This is a genomic window from Meridianimaribacter sp. CL38, assembly GCF_004328055.1.
GTDB classification, from domain to species: Bacteria; Bacteroidota; Bacteroidia; order Flavobacteriales; family Flavobacteriaceae; genus Gaetbulibacter_B; species Gaetbulibacter_B jejuensis.
This window is the reverse complement of sequence record NZ_QKWS01000005.1, coordinates 114,029-127,715: the sequence shown is the minus strand read 5'-3', so window position 1 is coordinate 127,715 and position 13,687 is coordinate 114,029. Positions and strand designations below refer to the sequence as shown.

The following is a 13,687-nucleotide window of genomic DNA, read 5'->3' as shown; positions in this document are numbered from 1 at the left end:
TTGATTAATAGCAGAAAAGCCTCGACAAATGTTGAGGCTTTTTTTATTTGATAATCATTTAACTTCATTAAATTTGCACATCAAAATTTATAGTATGTATAGAAGTCATAACTGTGGTGAGTTAAGAGCATCACATATTAATACAGAAGTAACACTTTCTGGTTGGGTTCAAAAAGTTCGTGATAAAGGCTTTATGGTTTGGGTAGACTTACGCGACCGTTATGGTATTACACAACTTATTTTTGATGAAGAACGTACTTCTAAAACCATGATGGAACAAGCTCAAAAGCTAGGTCGTGAGTTTGTCATTCAAGTTACAGGAACTGTTATTGAACGCGCTTCTAAAAACCCTAACATACTTACAGGTGATGTTGAAATATTGGTAAGCAAATTAACCATTTTAAACTCTGCCAAATTACCGCCTTTTACTATTGAAGATGAAACTGATGGAGGTGAAGAATTACGTATGAAGTATCGTTACTTAGATATTCGTCGTAATCCAGTAAAAAACAGTTTAATATTTAGACATAAAGTTACTCAAGAAGTTCGCAACTATTTATCAAAAGAAGGTTTTATAGAAGTAGAAACTCCTTATTTAATTAAGTCTACTCCTGAAGGAGCTCGTGATTTTGTGGTACCTTCTCGTATGAACGAAGGTCAATTTTATGCGCTTCCACAATCACCACAAACTTTTAAGCAATTGCTTATGGTTGGTGGAATGGATAAGTATTTTCAAATTGTAAAATGCTTTAGAGATGAAGATTTACGTGCCGACAGACAACCTGAGTTTACACAAATAGACTGTGAAATGGCGTTTGTAGAACAAGAAGATATCTTAAACGCTTTTGAAGGTTTAACACGTCATTTACTTAAAGAAGTAAATGGAGTTGATATTCAAGAATTCCCAAGAATGCTTTATGACGATGCTATGCGCTTGTATGGAAACGACAAACCAGACATTCGTTTTGGAATGGAGTTTGGAGAACTTAACGAAGTAGCACAACATAAAGACTTTGGTGTTTTTAACAACGCTGAATTAGTAGTAGGAATCGCTGTTCCTGGAGGAAACAGTTACACAAGAAAAGAGATAGACAAACTTATTGACTGGGTAAAACGTCCGCAAGTTGGCGCTTTAGGAATGGTGTATTGTCGTTGTAATGATGATGGTACTTTCAAATCTTCAGTGGATAAGTTTTATGACCAAGACGATTTAGCTAAATGGGCTGAAGTAACTGAAGCTAAAGCAGGAGATTTAATTTGTGTGCTATCTGGTGACACAAATAAAGTAAGAACACAGTTAAGTGCTTTACGTATGGAGCTTGCTGAACGTTTAGGATTAAGAAAACCTGATGAATTTGCGCCTCTTTGGGTAATGGATTTTCCATTATTAGAATGGGATGAAGACACAGAGCGTTACCATGCCATGCACCATCCATTTACCTCTCCAAAACCAGGACAATTAGAACTTTTAGAAACCAATCCTGGAGCTGTTAAAGCAAACGCTTATGATTTAGTGTTAAACGGAAACGAAATTGGTGGTGGTTCTATTAGAATTCATGATAAAAAAACACAAGCCTTAATGTTTGACTATTTAGGGTTTACCGAAGAAGAAGCAAAAGCACAGTTTGGTTTCCTTATGAATGCCTTTGAATATGGAGCTCCTCCTCATGGTGGTTTAGCTTTTGGACTAGATAGACTAGTGGCTATTCTTGGAGGACAAGAAACCATTAGAGATTTTATTGCATTCCCAAAAAACAATTCTGGTCGAGATGTTATGATAGATGCTCCTGCTCCTATTGATGAAGAGCAACTCACAGAACTCAATTTAAAACTCAATTTAAAATCATAAAAATAAAATCCTGCTACTTGCAGGATTTTTTAGTAGTTTTAATTTATGCCAGCAAAATCATTCTTAAAACGAATACATATTTGGAGATACAAGTATATTTCCCATAAAAACTTTGTATTTCTTTTAAGTATTTTAATTGGCTTACTAGCTGGAATTGTTTCAGTAATCATAAAAAATATCACCTATGGTATTGAGTGGTTTTTAGAAACCATTACTTTTTCTCAAAGTAGTTTTTACTTCATTTTTCCAATTATTGGTTTGTGGTTAGTGTATTTATTTGTTAAGCATATTTCAAAACAACCTATTGAACACGCTATCCCAACCATACTATTTTCACTTTCCAAAAAGAATGGTTTATTAAAGCGAAGTAAAATTTATTTACCGCTAATTACTGCTCCAATAACAGTAGGTTTTGGTGGTTCGGTAGGACTATTAGGTCCTGCAATAGCTTCTGCTTCGGCTATAAGTTCTAATATTGGTCAATTATTTCATATTGATAGAAAAACAAGAACTTTATTAATAGGTTGTGCATCTGCAGGTGCTATAGCTTCTATTTTTAAATCGCCTATTGCAGCAATTATTTTCGCTATTGAAGTTTTTAGCTTAGACCTCACATTTGCTTCATTACTTCCGCTTTTAATTGCTTCGGTATCTTCGGTATTGACATCTTATTTCTTTTTAGGTGATGAAGTGCTGTTCAACTTTACCGTTGTTGATAAATTCACCATTAAAGACACGCTGTTTTACTTAGTACTTGGTGTTGGAACAGGAATAGCTTCTATCTATTTTTCTAAAATATACTTTGGCGTTTATGCATTTTTTAATCGGTTTAAAACCAATGGTCAAAAGCTCATTATAGGTGGTTTAGCAATAGGTACTATGCTTTATTTTATTCCGCCTTTATATGGTGAAGGTTTTGGTTTTATAAATGATTTATTACACGACAACCATCTAAAAGCATTAGGAAAAACTCCTTTTGACGCTTTTATTGATAACATTTGGGTGGTTATTGCTTTATTAATAGGGATTACAATTTTTAAAGCCATTGCCATGACCACAACTCTTGCAGCTGGTGGAGCTGGTGGTATTATTATCCCAACAATGGTTATGGGTAGTGCCTTGGGAAATGTTGTGGCAAAAATCATTAATAATCTTGGACTAAATTTTAATGTTTCTGAATCTAATTTCACTTTAATAGGAATGGCAGGTTTAATTGCTGGTGTACTTCACGCGCCTTTAACTGCTATATTTTTAATTGCCGAAATTACTGGTGGCTACGAACTTTTTGTTCCGTTAATGATTACAGTTTCTATGTCGTTCATTATTACCAAAAATGCTGTTGAGCACACTATTTACACTAAAGAATTGGCTGAAAAAGGCGCTTTGTTAACTCATAATAAAGACAAAAGTGTATTAACATTAATGACATTAGATGGCGTGATTGAAAATGATTTTACGCTTTTACATCCTGAAATGTCTTTAGGCAAAATGCTTCATAAAGGTGTTGCAAAATCAAGCAGAAATTTGTTTCCTGTTGTAGATGAAGACAAACGATTGGTTGGTATTATTTTACTGGATGACATAAGAAATGTGATGTTTGACCAAAGTTTATATAACACTACCTCAGTTGAAACTTTTATGCATAATCCACCAGATTATATAAACTACAATGAAGATTCCATGCAAAAAGTAATGCAGCGCTTTCAAGATTCTGGAGCTTGGAATTTACCAGTGATAAAAGATGGGAAGTACTATGGGTTTGTGTCAAAATCTAAATTACTCACTGCCTATAGACGCGAATTGATTAATTTTACATCATGATTCGATTTATAAAAATTTTTACAGGCATTGCGTTTTTTGCTTCACTAGCATCTATTATCTGTGGTTTTGTTATTGATGCTGAATACTCTCAAAAACTTATTGGATTAGGTGTGGTAGGGTTGTTTTTTGTTGTGTTTCCGTTGTTTTCATACTACAGATGGAAAGATAAAAATCTTAAAGACTATATGATTACCAATGAGAATTTAGAAAAAATGCGAAATCGTGAAAAAAAACGCTGATTATCAATTTTTTAATAAAAATACAATTTGTTAACATATTGCTTCATTTAATATTATACCTTTGTCCTTTAATTAATATTTTTTTACAATGACTGGAACAGTTAAATTTTTTAATGATTCAAAAGGATTTGGATTCATTACCAACGACGAAACAGGAAAAGACATTTTCGTACACGTTTCAAACCTAAATGGTGTTGAACTTCGTGAAGGCGATAGTGTGGAGTACACAGAAGAAGAAGGAAGAAAAGGGATGGTTGCCGCTAACGTGCAAGTTCTCTAAGCGATATACTTTATTTATCACAGTTTCAACGCTCAACAGAAATGTTGGGCGTTTTTTTATGCTCTAATTTAAATTGCGTTTTTCAATAAAAAAACGCTTTAACAGTTGCGAAGCTTCGTCTTGCAGTACACCTCCTACCATTTTAGTTTTTGGATGTAGTTTTGTTTTTAGGTTTATACAACCACGCTCTTCATCACTAGCTCCATACACTATCTTAGATATTTGACTCCAATACAATGCGCCTGCACACATCTGGCAAGGTTCTAGAGTAACATATAATGTGCAATTGTGCAGATATTTACCTCCTAAAAAATTTGCTGCAGCAGTAATGGCTTGCATTTCGGCATGAGCAGTAACATCATTGAGTAACTCAGTAAGGTTATGTGCTCTTGCAATAATTCTATCTTCAATTACAATAACAGCTCCAACAGGAATTTCGCCTTTTTCAAAAGCAATTTCAGCTTCCTGCAAAGCTTTTTTCATAAAATAGGTATCGTCAAAAGGGTTTTCCATGATTGTAAAAATACAATTCTAATTGAATCAAAAACAAATCGGCAAGAAATTTGATATTCAAACTACAAAGCTATTAATTATGAAACCTCACTATTCAATTTCTATTCCCAAACCATGTCATGAAAACTGGTTGAAAATGACGCCTAATGAAAAAGGACGTTTTTGTCAATCTTGCTCCAAAACCGTTGTCGACTTTACAAACATGACCACTGATGACATTCAAGACTTTATCCATGCCAACAAACACCAGCGCATTTGTGGACACATTAAACAAAGTCAATTAGATACCATTAACCTAAAAGTGTCTCAAAGTGTTTTTGATCAAACACTAAGTTTTCATAAAATGTTCTTATTGGCATTATTATTAGCCATGGGAACCACTATTTTTAGTTGTGCTGATGAAAAAGGCAATACAAAGAAAATTGAAAGCATTGAGTTGATAGATGCAAAAACAGACACTATTGAAAAAATGGGAGAAATTGATAAAGATATTGAACATATACTTGATGAAACTCTAGAAAAGAAATCAAAAAAAGATACTATTAAAGGCATTAAACCACCACCAAAACCTGTGTTAACTGGTATAGTTATTGAAATTGATGAACACCCAAAAACCGATAAAACTTCCTCAAAGACATCAAAAAAAGATTCTACAGAAATTACTGCTCCTCCTTTTTGCCCTATTCCTAATGTAACTGGAGAAATTATTGAAGTTGAAGGAATGCTTGAAGTCGACGAAAAAAATATAATATTAAGTTTTATTCAAGTTGAAAATCCTCCTGAGTTTAAAAACACACCTAAAAGTTTAAGTGTTGTTGAAAAACGAGATTATTTTAATAAAAAAATCGAAGAATTTGTGATTGAGAATTTTAAAATACAGCAAGGACATTTAGATTTATCTGGCAAACAAAAAATGTATGTCCAATTCACTATAGATGAGCAAGGTGCTACAAAAGACATCAAAATAAGATCGCCTCATCCCTATTTTGATAAAGAAGCCACACGAGTTATGGAGCTACTTCCTCAATTTATTCCAGCAAAACAGCGTGATAAAAATGTTGCATCAGTATATTCTTTACCTATTATTTTTGATATTAAAGACTAATTAATTCTTGTACTTTTGTATAGTGCAAAAAAGACATTTAGACCATATTAACGTTCCTAAGGATTTACGTCAATTATCAGTTGATGATTTACCTCAACTTGCCAAAGAACTGCGTGAATTTATCATTAACATTATCGCAACTAAAGAAGGACATCTTGGTGCTAGTCTTGGTGTTGTAGAACTTACAATAGCATTACATTACGTATTTAATACTCCTGATGACATTTTGGTTTGGGATGTTGGTCATCAAGCGTATGTGCATAAAATTTTAACTGGCAGAAAAACCGTTTTTGACACCAACAGGCAATTTGGTGGTATTAGTGGGTTTCCTAAACGTAGTGAAAGTGAGTTTGACACCTTTGGTGTTGGGCATTCTTCTACATCAATATCAGCAGCTTTAGGAATGGCAATTGCATCTCAATTAAAGGATGAAAACAAACACCATATTGCAGTCATTGGTGATGCATCGATTGCTAGTGGAATGGCTTTTGAAGGTCTTAATCATGCTGGAGTAACTAATGCTAATTTGTTGGTGATTTTAAACGACAATGCTATTGGAATAGACCCAAGTGTTGGCGCTTTAAAACAGTATTTAACCAACGTAAAAAAAGGCACTCAAAAGCAAGACAATATTTTTGAAGCTCTAAACTTTAACTATTCAGGACCAATTGATGGCCATGATTTACCACTTTTAATCTCAGAGCTCAACAGACTAAAAACCGTTAAAGGACCAAAGTTTCTTCATATAATAACTACTAAAGGAAAAGGGTTAAAGCAAGCTGAAAACGATCAAGTAAAATATCATGCTCCAGGAAAGTTCAATGCTAAAACAGGCGAACTGATTGTTAAATCGGGTTCTAGCCAACCTCCTAAATTTCAGGATGTATTTGGATTAACCATTGTTGAGCTTGCAAAAAACAACAAAAACATAATTGGGATTACTCCTGCGATGCCTACTGGAAGTTCTTTAAAATACATGATGAAAGAATTTCCTAAACGTGCTTTTGATGTTGGTATTGCCGAACAACATGCAGTAACTTTTGCTGCTGGTTTGGTTACCCAAGGATTTACTGTATTTTGTAATATCTATTCTACATTTTTACAACGTGCTTACGACCAAGTAATACACGATGTTGCTACTCAAAATCTTCCTGTCATTTTTTGCTTGGACAGAGCAGGATTGGTTGGTGAAGATGGAGCGACACATCATGGTGTTTTTGATTTGGCTTACTTACGATGTGTCCCTAATTTAATTGTTTTTGCACCTAGAAACGAAATTGAATTACGCAATATTATGTACACTGCGCAATTAGGTTTAGACCATCCAATTGCAATAAGATATCCTAGAGGACGAGGTAGTGTAATAGATTGGAAAACACCTTTTGAAACCTTACAAATAGGTAAAGGTATTCAACTAAAAGAAGGTAAAGACATTGCTGTTTTAAGTATTGGTTCTATTTATAAAAACGTTGAAAGTGCTATTGAAAATTGCAAGTATACTGATGCAATTGCTCATTATGATATGCGTTTTGCTAAACCTCTTGACGAGAGTTTAATGCATCATATATTTAAAACGTTTAAAGGTGTAATAACTGTTGAAGACGGAACAGTAGTTGGTGGCTTTGGTAGTGCAGTTTTAGAGTTTAAGTCAAAATATGATTACTCAGCAAAAACAGAAGTTGTTGGTATTCCTGATGAATTTATTCAACATGGAACTGTTGACCAATTACAAAAGGTTTCTAAAATGGATGTAGATAGCTTAGTTAAAACTATTGAAGAGCTATTCCTCAGTATCAGTAGTAGCTAAATCTGGTTGCTGATCTACATTGTACATATCAATGTTTTGTACATGCTGTGAATTTTTGCTTTTAGAGATATCGTCTATCATTAGCAAAAACGCTACTGTTACAAAAAATATAACTATCGCACCTAATAGATTTTTTTTCATCTTAGTAGATTTATGGGATTGTGTTAACAAATATAACAAATCATCGTTAAAACACAAATTTTATCGATGAAATGCGATTATTTAATTTCCCATCTATACTCTCAAAGTTCAGGCTTAATTCAACCACTTTTAAAAAAAACAATTGAAAATTATCAACATTTATATTAACAATTGGAGTATTTATAGGTGATTCCCTTTAAGTTTTCTATAGGTTAAAATTGCATTACTGTCAGAAAGTTTAGAAATATAATTACATACAGCCATTAGGCAACTGTAAAGATTATCATCATTCAAATTAACAGTTTTAGGTAATGATTTTAGAACTAAACTATTAAAACTAGAAAGTGAATTATTCAATTTATTGTCGACAGCATCAGTATATACACTCAATAACTGATTTAGGACTTCATAACCCGAAATTTCTTTATCAATCACCTCTTCAGACTGGTAAACATTTGAAATGCTTATTTGAATAATATCCTTTATTTGAGCTTTGTATTTGCTCAAATCCAATAAAGCTTTAGAAAATGTTCCATCCAAAATAGCTTCTTCATTTTCAATAAACAATTCAACAGCTTCGTTAATTAATGTATTAATGGCTAAAGCTCTTAAATAACTAACTCTATCTTGTGTGGTCGTTAATTCGTGGTATTTTGAAGTATTAATTGAGCCTCTAACAAGATTAATAAGATACTCTAGCGCATATTCTTCTTGTATTAACCCAAGATTGATACCATCTTCAAAATCAATAATAGTGTAGCAAATATCATCAGCAGCTTCAACCAAGTAAGTTAGCGGATGTCTACTAAAACTAATATCATTATCATTACCACGCTTTACAAGACCTAGTTCTTTAACAACATCTAAAAAAACTGATTTTTCACTTTGAAAAAAGCCATATTTTTTATCAGCAATATGAGTCGTTGGCTTTTTAGGCAATGACTCTTTAGGGTACTTTATAAAAGCACCTAAGGTAGCATAGCTCAACCTTAAACCTCCTTCTCTACCTGGTCTACTCTCGGTTAATATTTTAAAGCCATTGGCATTTCCTTCAAAGTCGCATAAATCTTGATACTCTTTTTGCGTAAGTTTATCTTTAAACTTTACACCTTTTCCTGTTTTAAAAAACTCACCTATACTTTTTTCTCCAGAATGTCCAAAAGGCGGATTACCAATATCATGCGCTAAAGCAGCTGCGGCAACAATAGCTCCAAAATCATTTGCTTGATAACCATGAATATTTTGTAAATAAGGATGCTTCTCTATTAACCTTTGTCCTGCCTTTCTACCTAAAGACCTACCCACGACACTTACCTCTAAACTGTGCGTTAAACGAGTATGAACAAAATCGGTTTTAGAAAGTGGAATAACTTGAGTTTTGTCTTGAAGACTTCTAAACTCCGAAGAAAATATAACCCTATCATAATCAACCTCAAACCCTAATCTAGTCTCATCCTGCTCCTTTCTTAGCCTTTTATTAGTATCACCAAATCGTTTTAAAGAGAGTAACTGTTCCCAATTCATAACAAAATATTAAGTGCTCGCAAGATAGCTAATTCAATGTTAATTTAATGTTTAGAGAAACTCAAAAAATCAAGGTTTGGTAACATTTAAATAACTTTTTTATTACCAATGTTTAACTTCTGATTAACCTTGTCTTTACAGTTCAACAGTTTCTTTGCAGCATCGATTTAATATAACAAAACTATTTTAAAAAAAAGTAAAATGAGAAAATTAACTTTAGCCGTATTAACAATGCTATCATTAGTATTTACTGGCTGTTTTAAAGATGACGATACTCCTATTATTATTGAGGAAACTACAATCATCAACCAAGGTGGTGGAGATGGTGGAGGAGATATTTGCCCTACTGTTTCTGTAACAGGAGCAATTACTTCAGACACAACTTGGTCTAGCGACAACATTTATGTTTTAAACCAAAAAGTAGTGGTAGACAATGGTGCTACTTTAACTATCCAACCAGGTACAATAATTAAAGGTTCTCCAGGAACTGGTTCATTAGCTTCTGCATTAATTATTGCTAGAGGTGCTAAAATAAACGCTGTAGGAACTGCTTCTCAGCCAATTATCTTTACTTCTACAAGTGATAACATTACTTGTGGAGAAACTGCTGGTACTAACCTAGATGTAAACGATAGAGGTCTTTGGGGAGGATTATTAGTTATGGGTTATGCTCCATGTTCTTTCTCTGGAGATATTACTGAAGCTCAAATAGAAGGTATTCCTGCTGATGACACATTTGGTCTTTATGGTGGTTCTGATGCTGCTGACAACTCTGGTGTATTACAATACATTTCTATTCGTCATGGTGGAGCTTTAATTGGAGAAGGTAACGAAATTAACGGTTTAACTCTAGGTGGTGTTGGAACTGGAACTCTTATTAGCAATATTGAGGTTGTTGCTAACGTAGACGACGGTATTGAATTCTTTGGTGGTTCAGTTAACGCTTCTAACTTATTAGTTTGGGGACAAGGAGATGACGCTTTAGATATTGATCAAGCTTACTCTGGTACTATTGATAACGCTGTTGTAGTATTAGGAGAAGCTTCTGACCACGCATTTGAAATTGATGGTCCTGAAGGTTCTTTAACAGGTTCTTTTACTTTACAAAACGCAACTATTATTGGTAACACTGTAACTGCTGATGGTGAGTATGCTGACTATAGAAGTAATGCAATGGGAGCTACAAACAATATTCTTGCTTACGGATTTAAAGCTGAATCAGATGTTGAATTAGACAACGATGGTGTTGCAACTAATTACAACGACGGTTTAGTAACTTTTAGCAACTGGGAAATTGTTTTACCTACAGGTGTTGCTAACGTAGAAGACATCTTTGTAAATAAAGCTGAAACTGTAACAGTAACAGGTTTTGGATCTGAAGCTACTGCTGTAACTCTAGGATCTCAAACAGTTGGAGCTGATTTATCAGACTTTGACTGGACTTATGCTAGCGCTTCTGGTGCTTTGCAATAAATCTAGACATTAATCTAGACAACGTTTTAACTCCCTTAAAAAAAACAATTGTCCACTAAAACAGGGTGGACAATTGTTTATAGAATATTTATTATGAAAAAAAATATATCTACATTTATTTTCTTTTTCTTTCTTGCAGTTTCTTTTTCTTATGCTCAAAAGGGTAAAGTTGCTGGAACAGTAATGGATGGTGAGTTTGTTGAGCCTATGGCTTTTGCAAACATACTTGTAAAAGGCACTACTACTGGTACAACTTCAGACTTTGATGGAAAATATGAATTAGAATTAGAACCTGGAACTTATACTTTAATATTTTCTTTTGTTGGTTATGACACTCAAGAAATAAGTGAAATTGTTATCAAGTCTAACGAAATTACTGTAATTGATGTTACCTTAAGTACAAACTCACTTGAAACCGTTGTAGTAACCACAACAGTAAAAAGAAATACTGAAAATGCAGTATTGAACATGCAAAAAAAGTCTGTGACTTTATTAGATGGTCTTTCTGCTCAATCCATTAAAAGTAGTGGAGCAAGTTCAGTAGCTACGGCTGTAAAAAGTGTACCTGGTGTTTCTATTCAAGGTGGAAAATATGTGTATGTTAGAGGTCTTGGAGACCGTTATACTAAATCTATTTTAAATGGTGTTGATATTCCTGGTTTAGATCCAGACAGAAACACAATTCAAATGGATTTATTCCCAACAAGTATACTTGATAATGTAATAGTTTTAAAGTCTGCTTCTGCTGAGTATCCTGCTGATTTTACAGGTGGTGTAGTTGATATTATCACAAAAGATTTCCCAAATAAATTTGAGTCTTCAATTTCTCTAGGTATGGGATACAATCCTGATATGCACTTTAATGACAAATACTTGACATATACTGGTAGTGATACTGATTTTTTTGGTTATGATGATGGCACAAGAAACCTTCCAATAAACAGATACCAACCTATACCTGGTACTTTTGAAAACAGATTGTTATTAACTTCTTTAACAGATAAATTCAATAAAGAATTAGCTGCTAAGCAAGAAAATAGTGGAATGAATTTTGACTTAGGTTTCACACTTGGTGATCAGTATGATTTAGGCAATGACATGAAACTAGGTTACCAAACCTCTTTTTCTTACAAAAATGAAACAACATTTTATGAAGAAAGAATAGATGGAGCTTGGATAAGACAAAATGGTGACCCTTCTGAATACCAACTTAACAGCACATTAAGCTCAAGAGGATCTGAAGGTATTAACAATATTATTTTAAATGGACTTGCTGGTGTATCTCTTAAGACTAAAAAGTCAAAGTACAAATTTAATGCACTACATATTCAAAATGGTGAATCAACTGCAGGTGTATATAACCAAGAGATCTCTGAAGATGGAACTGGTGGAGCTCAAGCACCTATCTATAAAAATGCACTTACTTATACTGAGCGTTCTGTAACTAACTTTTTGCTTAGTGGTAGTCATAGATTTAGCAATGACGAAAATGCATGGAACTTAGATTGGAAACTTTCTCCTACCTTTTCTAAAGTGTACGACAAAGATCATCGTATTACACCATTGAGACCTTCAGACAATAACACATTTGTTATTAGTCCTAGTACTGCTACATACCCAATAAGAATTTGGAGATGGCTTCAAGAAGAAAACTGGGTTGGTAAAATTGACTTAAAGAAAAAATACAACCTTTTTAATAGTCCTGCGCAATTAAAGTTTGGTGGTAGCTATGTATATAAGTTTAGAGATTTTAGTATTGATGCATTCACTTTTCAAATAACTGGAGACGATTCATTTATTGAAAACGGAAATGTAGATAACTTATTAGCTACACAAAACATTTGGACACCTGACTCTGATAGCGGAACTCATATTACCTTTGGTGATACGTTTAATCCAGATAACGCTTATGAAGGTGAACATAACATTGCTTCAACTTACATTTCTAATGAGTTTAACATTACTGAGAAATTCAAGACCGTTTTAGGTTTAAGAACTGAGTATTTTAAAGCTTATTATACTGGTGCAGATACTCAAGAAGACATTGTTTATGAAAGAGAAGAAGTTCAAGATAAGTTTGACTTTTTCCCATCAGCAAACTTAATTTATTCTTTAAATGACAATGTAAATTTAAGAGCTTCTTACTATCGTACTACAGCTAGACCATCATTTAAGGAACAATCGAACTCACAAATCTATGACCCAATTACTAACAGACTGTTTATTGGTGATTTAGACTTAGTTCCTTCTTACATCAACAACTTTGATTTAAGGTATGAGCGTTATGGCGATTCAGGTCAAATGTTTGCAATAAGTGGTTTTTATAAAGACTTTAAAGACCCTATCGAAATTACATTTTTCGAATCAGCAGCAAACCAATTAACACCTGCTAATTTAGGTAACGCTACTGTAATAGGTGGTGAGTTTGAATTTAGACAACGATTAGGCTTTATTTTAGAAAGTTTAAATGACCTTAAATTCAATGCTAACGTATCTGTAATAAGTTCAAAACTTGAAATGTCTCAGCAAGAATATAACCGTAGAGTACTTGCTGCAAGAGAAGGAGAATCAATAGATAGAGAGCGTGACCTACAAGGACAATCACCATTTTTATTAAATATTGGTTTAGACTATAACAACGAAGACATTGGTTTACAAACGGGATTATTTTATAATGTACAAGGTAAAACACTTGAGGTTGTTGGAACAGGAATTGTTCCTGATGTTTACACACAGCCTTTTAACAGTTTAAACTTTACATTAAACAAAGCTTTTGGAGAGACCAAAAACTCTTCTATAGAATTAAAAATAAGCAACCTATTAAACGATAAGAAAGAAAGCTTATCAGAATCTTTTAGAGCAGATGATCAAATATTCTCATTAAGAGATCCAGGAATTGAGTTTTCTTTAGGTTATAGCTTTAAATTTTAATCAA

11 protein-coding genes are annotated in these 13,687 nt (G+C 33.4%); 8 read left to right on the top strand and 3 right to left on the bottom strand.

Features of this window, described 5'->3' with window-relative positions:
• Positions 1-94 precede the first annotated feature (94 nt).
• From aspS to DMZ43_RS12735, 4 genes are all read left to right on the top strand, one after another.
• A complete protein-coding gene (gene aspS / locus DMZ43_RS12750) occupies positions 95-1,849 on the top strand; it encodes an aspartate--tRNA ligase (protein WP_131508774.1) in 1,755 nt (584 codons plus the stop codon).
• 45 nt (positions 1,850-1,894) lie between these two features.
• Positions 1,895-3,670 carry a chloride channel protein gene (locus DMZ43_RS12745; protein ID WP_131508773.1) on the top strand — a complete coding sequence of 592 codons (1,776 nt, stop codon included), beginning with the start codon at positions 1,895-1,897 and terminating at the stop codon, positions 3,668-3,670.
• Positions 3,667-3,909 (top strand): hypothetical protein, encoded by a 243-nt coding sequence (locus DMZ43_RS12740; RefSeq protein WP_131508772.1) that lies wholly within the window; start codon positions 3,667-3,669, stop codon positions 3,907-3,909. The genes DMZ43_RS12745 and DMZ43_RS12740 overlap by 4 nt, the downstream gene beginning before the upstream one ends.
• Before the next feature lie 88 nt (positions 3,910-3,997).
• On the top strand, positions 3,998-4,189 hold the full coding sequence (locus DMZ43_RS12735) for a cold-shock protein (protein ID WP_129760902.1): 192 nt from the start codon (positions 3,998-4,000) through the stop codon (positions 4,187-4,189).
• Positions 4,190-4,252: 63 nt separating this feature from the next.
• On the opposite strand, the gene DMZ43_RS12730 is transcribed toward DMZ43_RS12735, so the two are convergent.
• The gene (locus DMZ43_RS12730; RefSeq protein WP_131508771.1) at positions 4,253-4,702 is read right to left on the bottom strand and encodes a nucleoside deaminase; all 450 of its coding nucleotides are present in this window, start codon (positions 4,700-4,702) and stop codon (positions 4,253-4,255) included.
• A gap of 79 nt (positions 4,703-4,781) precedes the next feature.
• Here DMZ43_RS12730 and DMZ43_RS12725 point away from each other — a divergent pair, with 79 nt between their 5' ends.
• Positions 4,782-5,807: an energy transducer TonB gene (locus tag DMZ43_RS12725; RefSeq protein ID WP_131508770.1), complete on the top strand. Its 1,026-nt coding sequence runs from the start codon at positions 4,782-4,784 to the stop codon at positions 5,805-5,807.
• A 22-nt stretch (positions 5,808-5,829) separates the two neighbouring features.
• Entirely contained in the window at positions 5,830-7,614 is a 1,785-nt protein-coding gene (locus DMZ43_RS12720) for a 1-deoxy-D-xylulose-5-phosphate synthase (protein ID WP_131508769.1), read from the top strand.
• Here DMZ43_RS12720 and DMZ43_RS14865 read toward each other — a convergent pair.
• Together DMZ43_RS14865 and DMZ43_RS12715 are read right to left on the bottom strand one after the other, a co-directional pair.
• On the bottom strand, positions 7,588-7,755 hold the full coding sequence (locus DMZ43_RS14865) for a hypothetical protein (RefSeq protein WP_161566756.1): 168 nt from the start codon (positions 7,753-7,755) through the stop codon (positions 7,588-7,590). The two genes, DMZ43_RS12720 and DMZ43_RS14865, sit on opposite strands and share 27 nt — an antisense overlap.
• 180 nt (positions 7,756-7,935) lie before the next feature.
• The gene (locus tag DMZ43_RS12715; protein ID WP_131508768.1) at positions 7,936-9,279 is read right to left on the bottom strand and encodes a deoxyguanosinetriphosphate triphosphohydrolase; all 1,344 of its coding nucleotides are present in this window, start codon (positions 9,277-9,279) and stop codon (positions 7,936-7,938) included.
• A gap of 201 nt (positions 9,280-9,480) precedes the next feature.
• Here DMZ43_RS12715 and DMZ43_RS12710 point away from each other — a divergent pair, with 201 nt between their 5' ends.
• Both DMZ43_RS12710 and DMZ43_RS12705 read left to right on the top strand, forming a co-directional pair.
• The gene (locus DMZ43_RS12710; protein ID WP_131508767.1) at positions 9,481-10,752 is read left to right on the top strand and encodes a hypothetical protein; all 1,272 of its coding nucleotides are present in this window, start codon (positions 9,481-9,483) and stop codon (positions 10,750-10,752) included.
• Positions 10,753-10,845: 93 nt separating this feature from the next.
• Positions 10,846-13,683, top strand: coding sequence for a TonB-dependent receptor (locus DMZ43_RS12705; protein WP_131508766.1), 2,838 nt, complete (start codon positions 10,846-10,848; stop codon positions 13,681-13,683).
• Positions 13,684-13,687 lie beyond the last annotated feature (4 nt).

Excerpts from the sequence above, each read along its gene's own strand:
- aspS (WP_131508774.1), top strand. The coding sequence starts at position 95 with ATGTATAGAAGTCATAACTGTGGTGAGTTAAGAGCATCACATATTAAT.
- DMZ43_RS12745 (WP_131508773.1), top strand. The coding sequence starts at position 1,895 with ATGCCAGCAAAATCATTCTTAAAACGAATACATATTTGGAGATACAAG.
- DMZ43_RS12740 (WP_131508772.1), top strand. The coding sequence starts at position 3,667 with ATGATTCGATTTATAAAAATTTTTACAGGCATTGCGTTTTTTGCTTCA.
- DMZ43_RS12735 (WP_129760902.1), top strand. The coding sequence starts at position 3,998 with ATGACTGGAACAGTTAAATTTTTTAATGATTCAAAAGGATTTGGATTC.
- DMZ43_RS12730 (WP_131508771.1), bottom strand. The coding sequence starts at position 4,702 with ATGGAAAACCCTTTTGACGATACCTATTTTATGAAAAAAGCTTTGCAG.
- DMZ43_RS12725 (WP_131508770.1), top strand. The coding sequence starts at position 4,782 with ATGAAACCTCACTATTCAATTTCTATTCCCAAACCATGTCATGAAAAC.
- DMZ43_RS14865 (WP_161566756.1), bottom strand. The coding sequence starts at position 7,755 with ATGAAAAAAAATCTATTAGGTGCGATAGTTATATTTTTTGTAACAGTA.
- DMZ43_RS12715 (WP_131508768.1), bottom strand. The coding sequence starts at position 9,279 with ATGAATTGGGAACAGTTACTCTCTTTAAAACGATTTGGTGATACTAAT.
- DMZ43_RS12710 (WP_131508767.1), top strand. The coding sequence starts at position 9,481 with ATGAGAAAATTAACTTTAGCCGTATTAACAATGCTATCATTAGTATTT.
- DMZ43_RS12705 (WP_131508766.1), top strand. The coding sequence starts at position 10,846 with ATGAAAAAAAATATATCTACATTTATTTTCTTTTTCTTTCTTGCAGTT.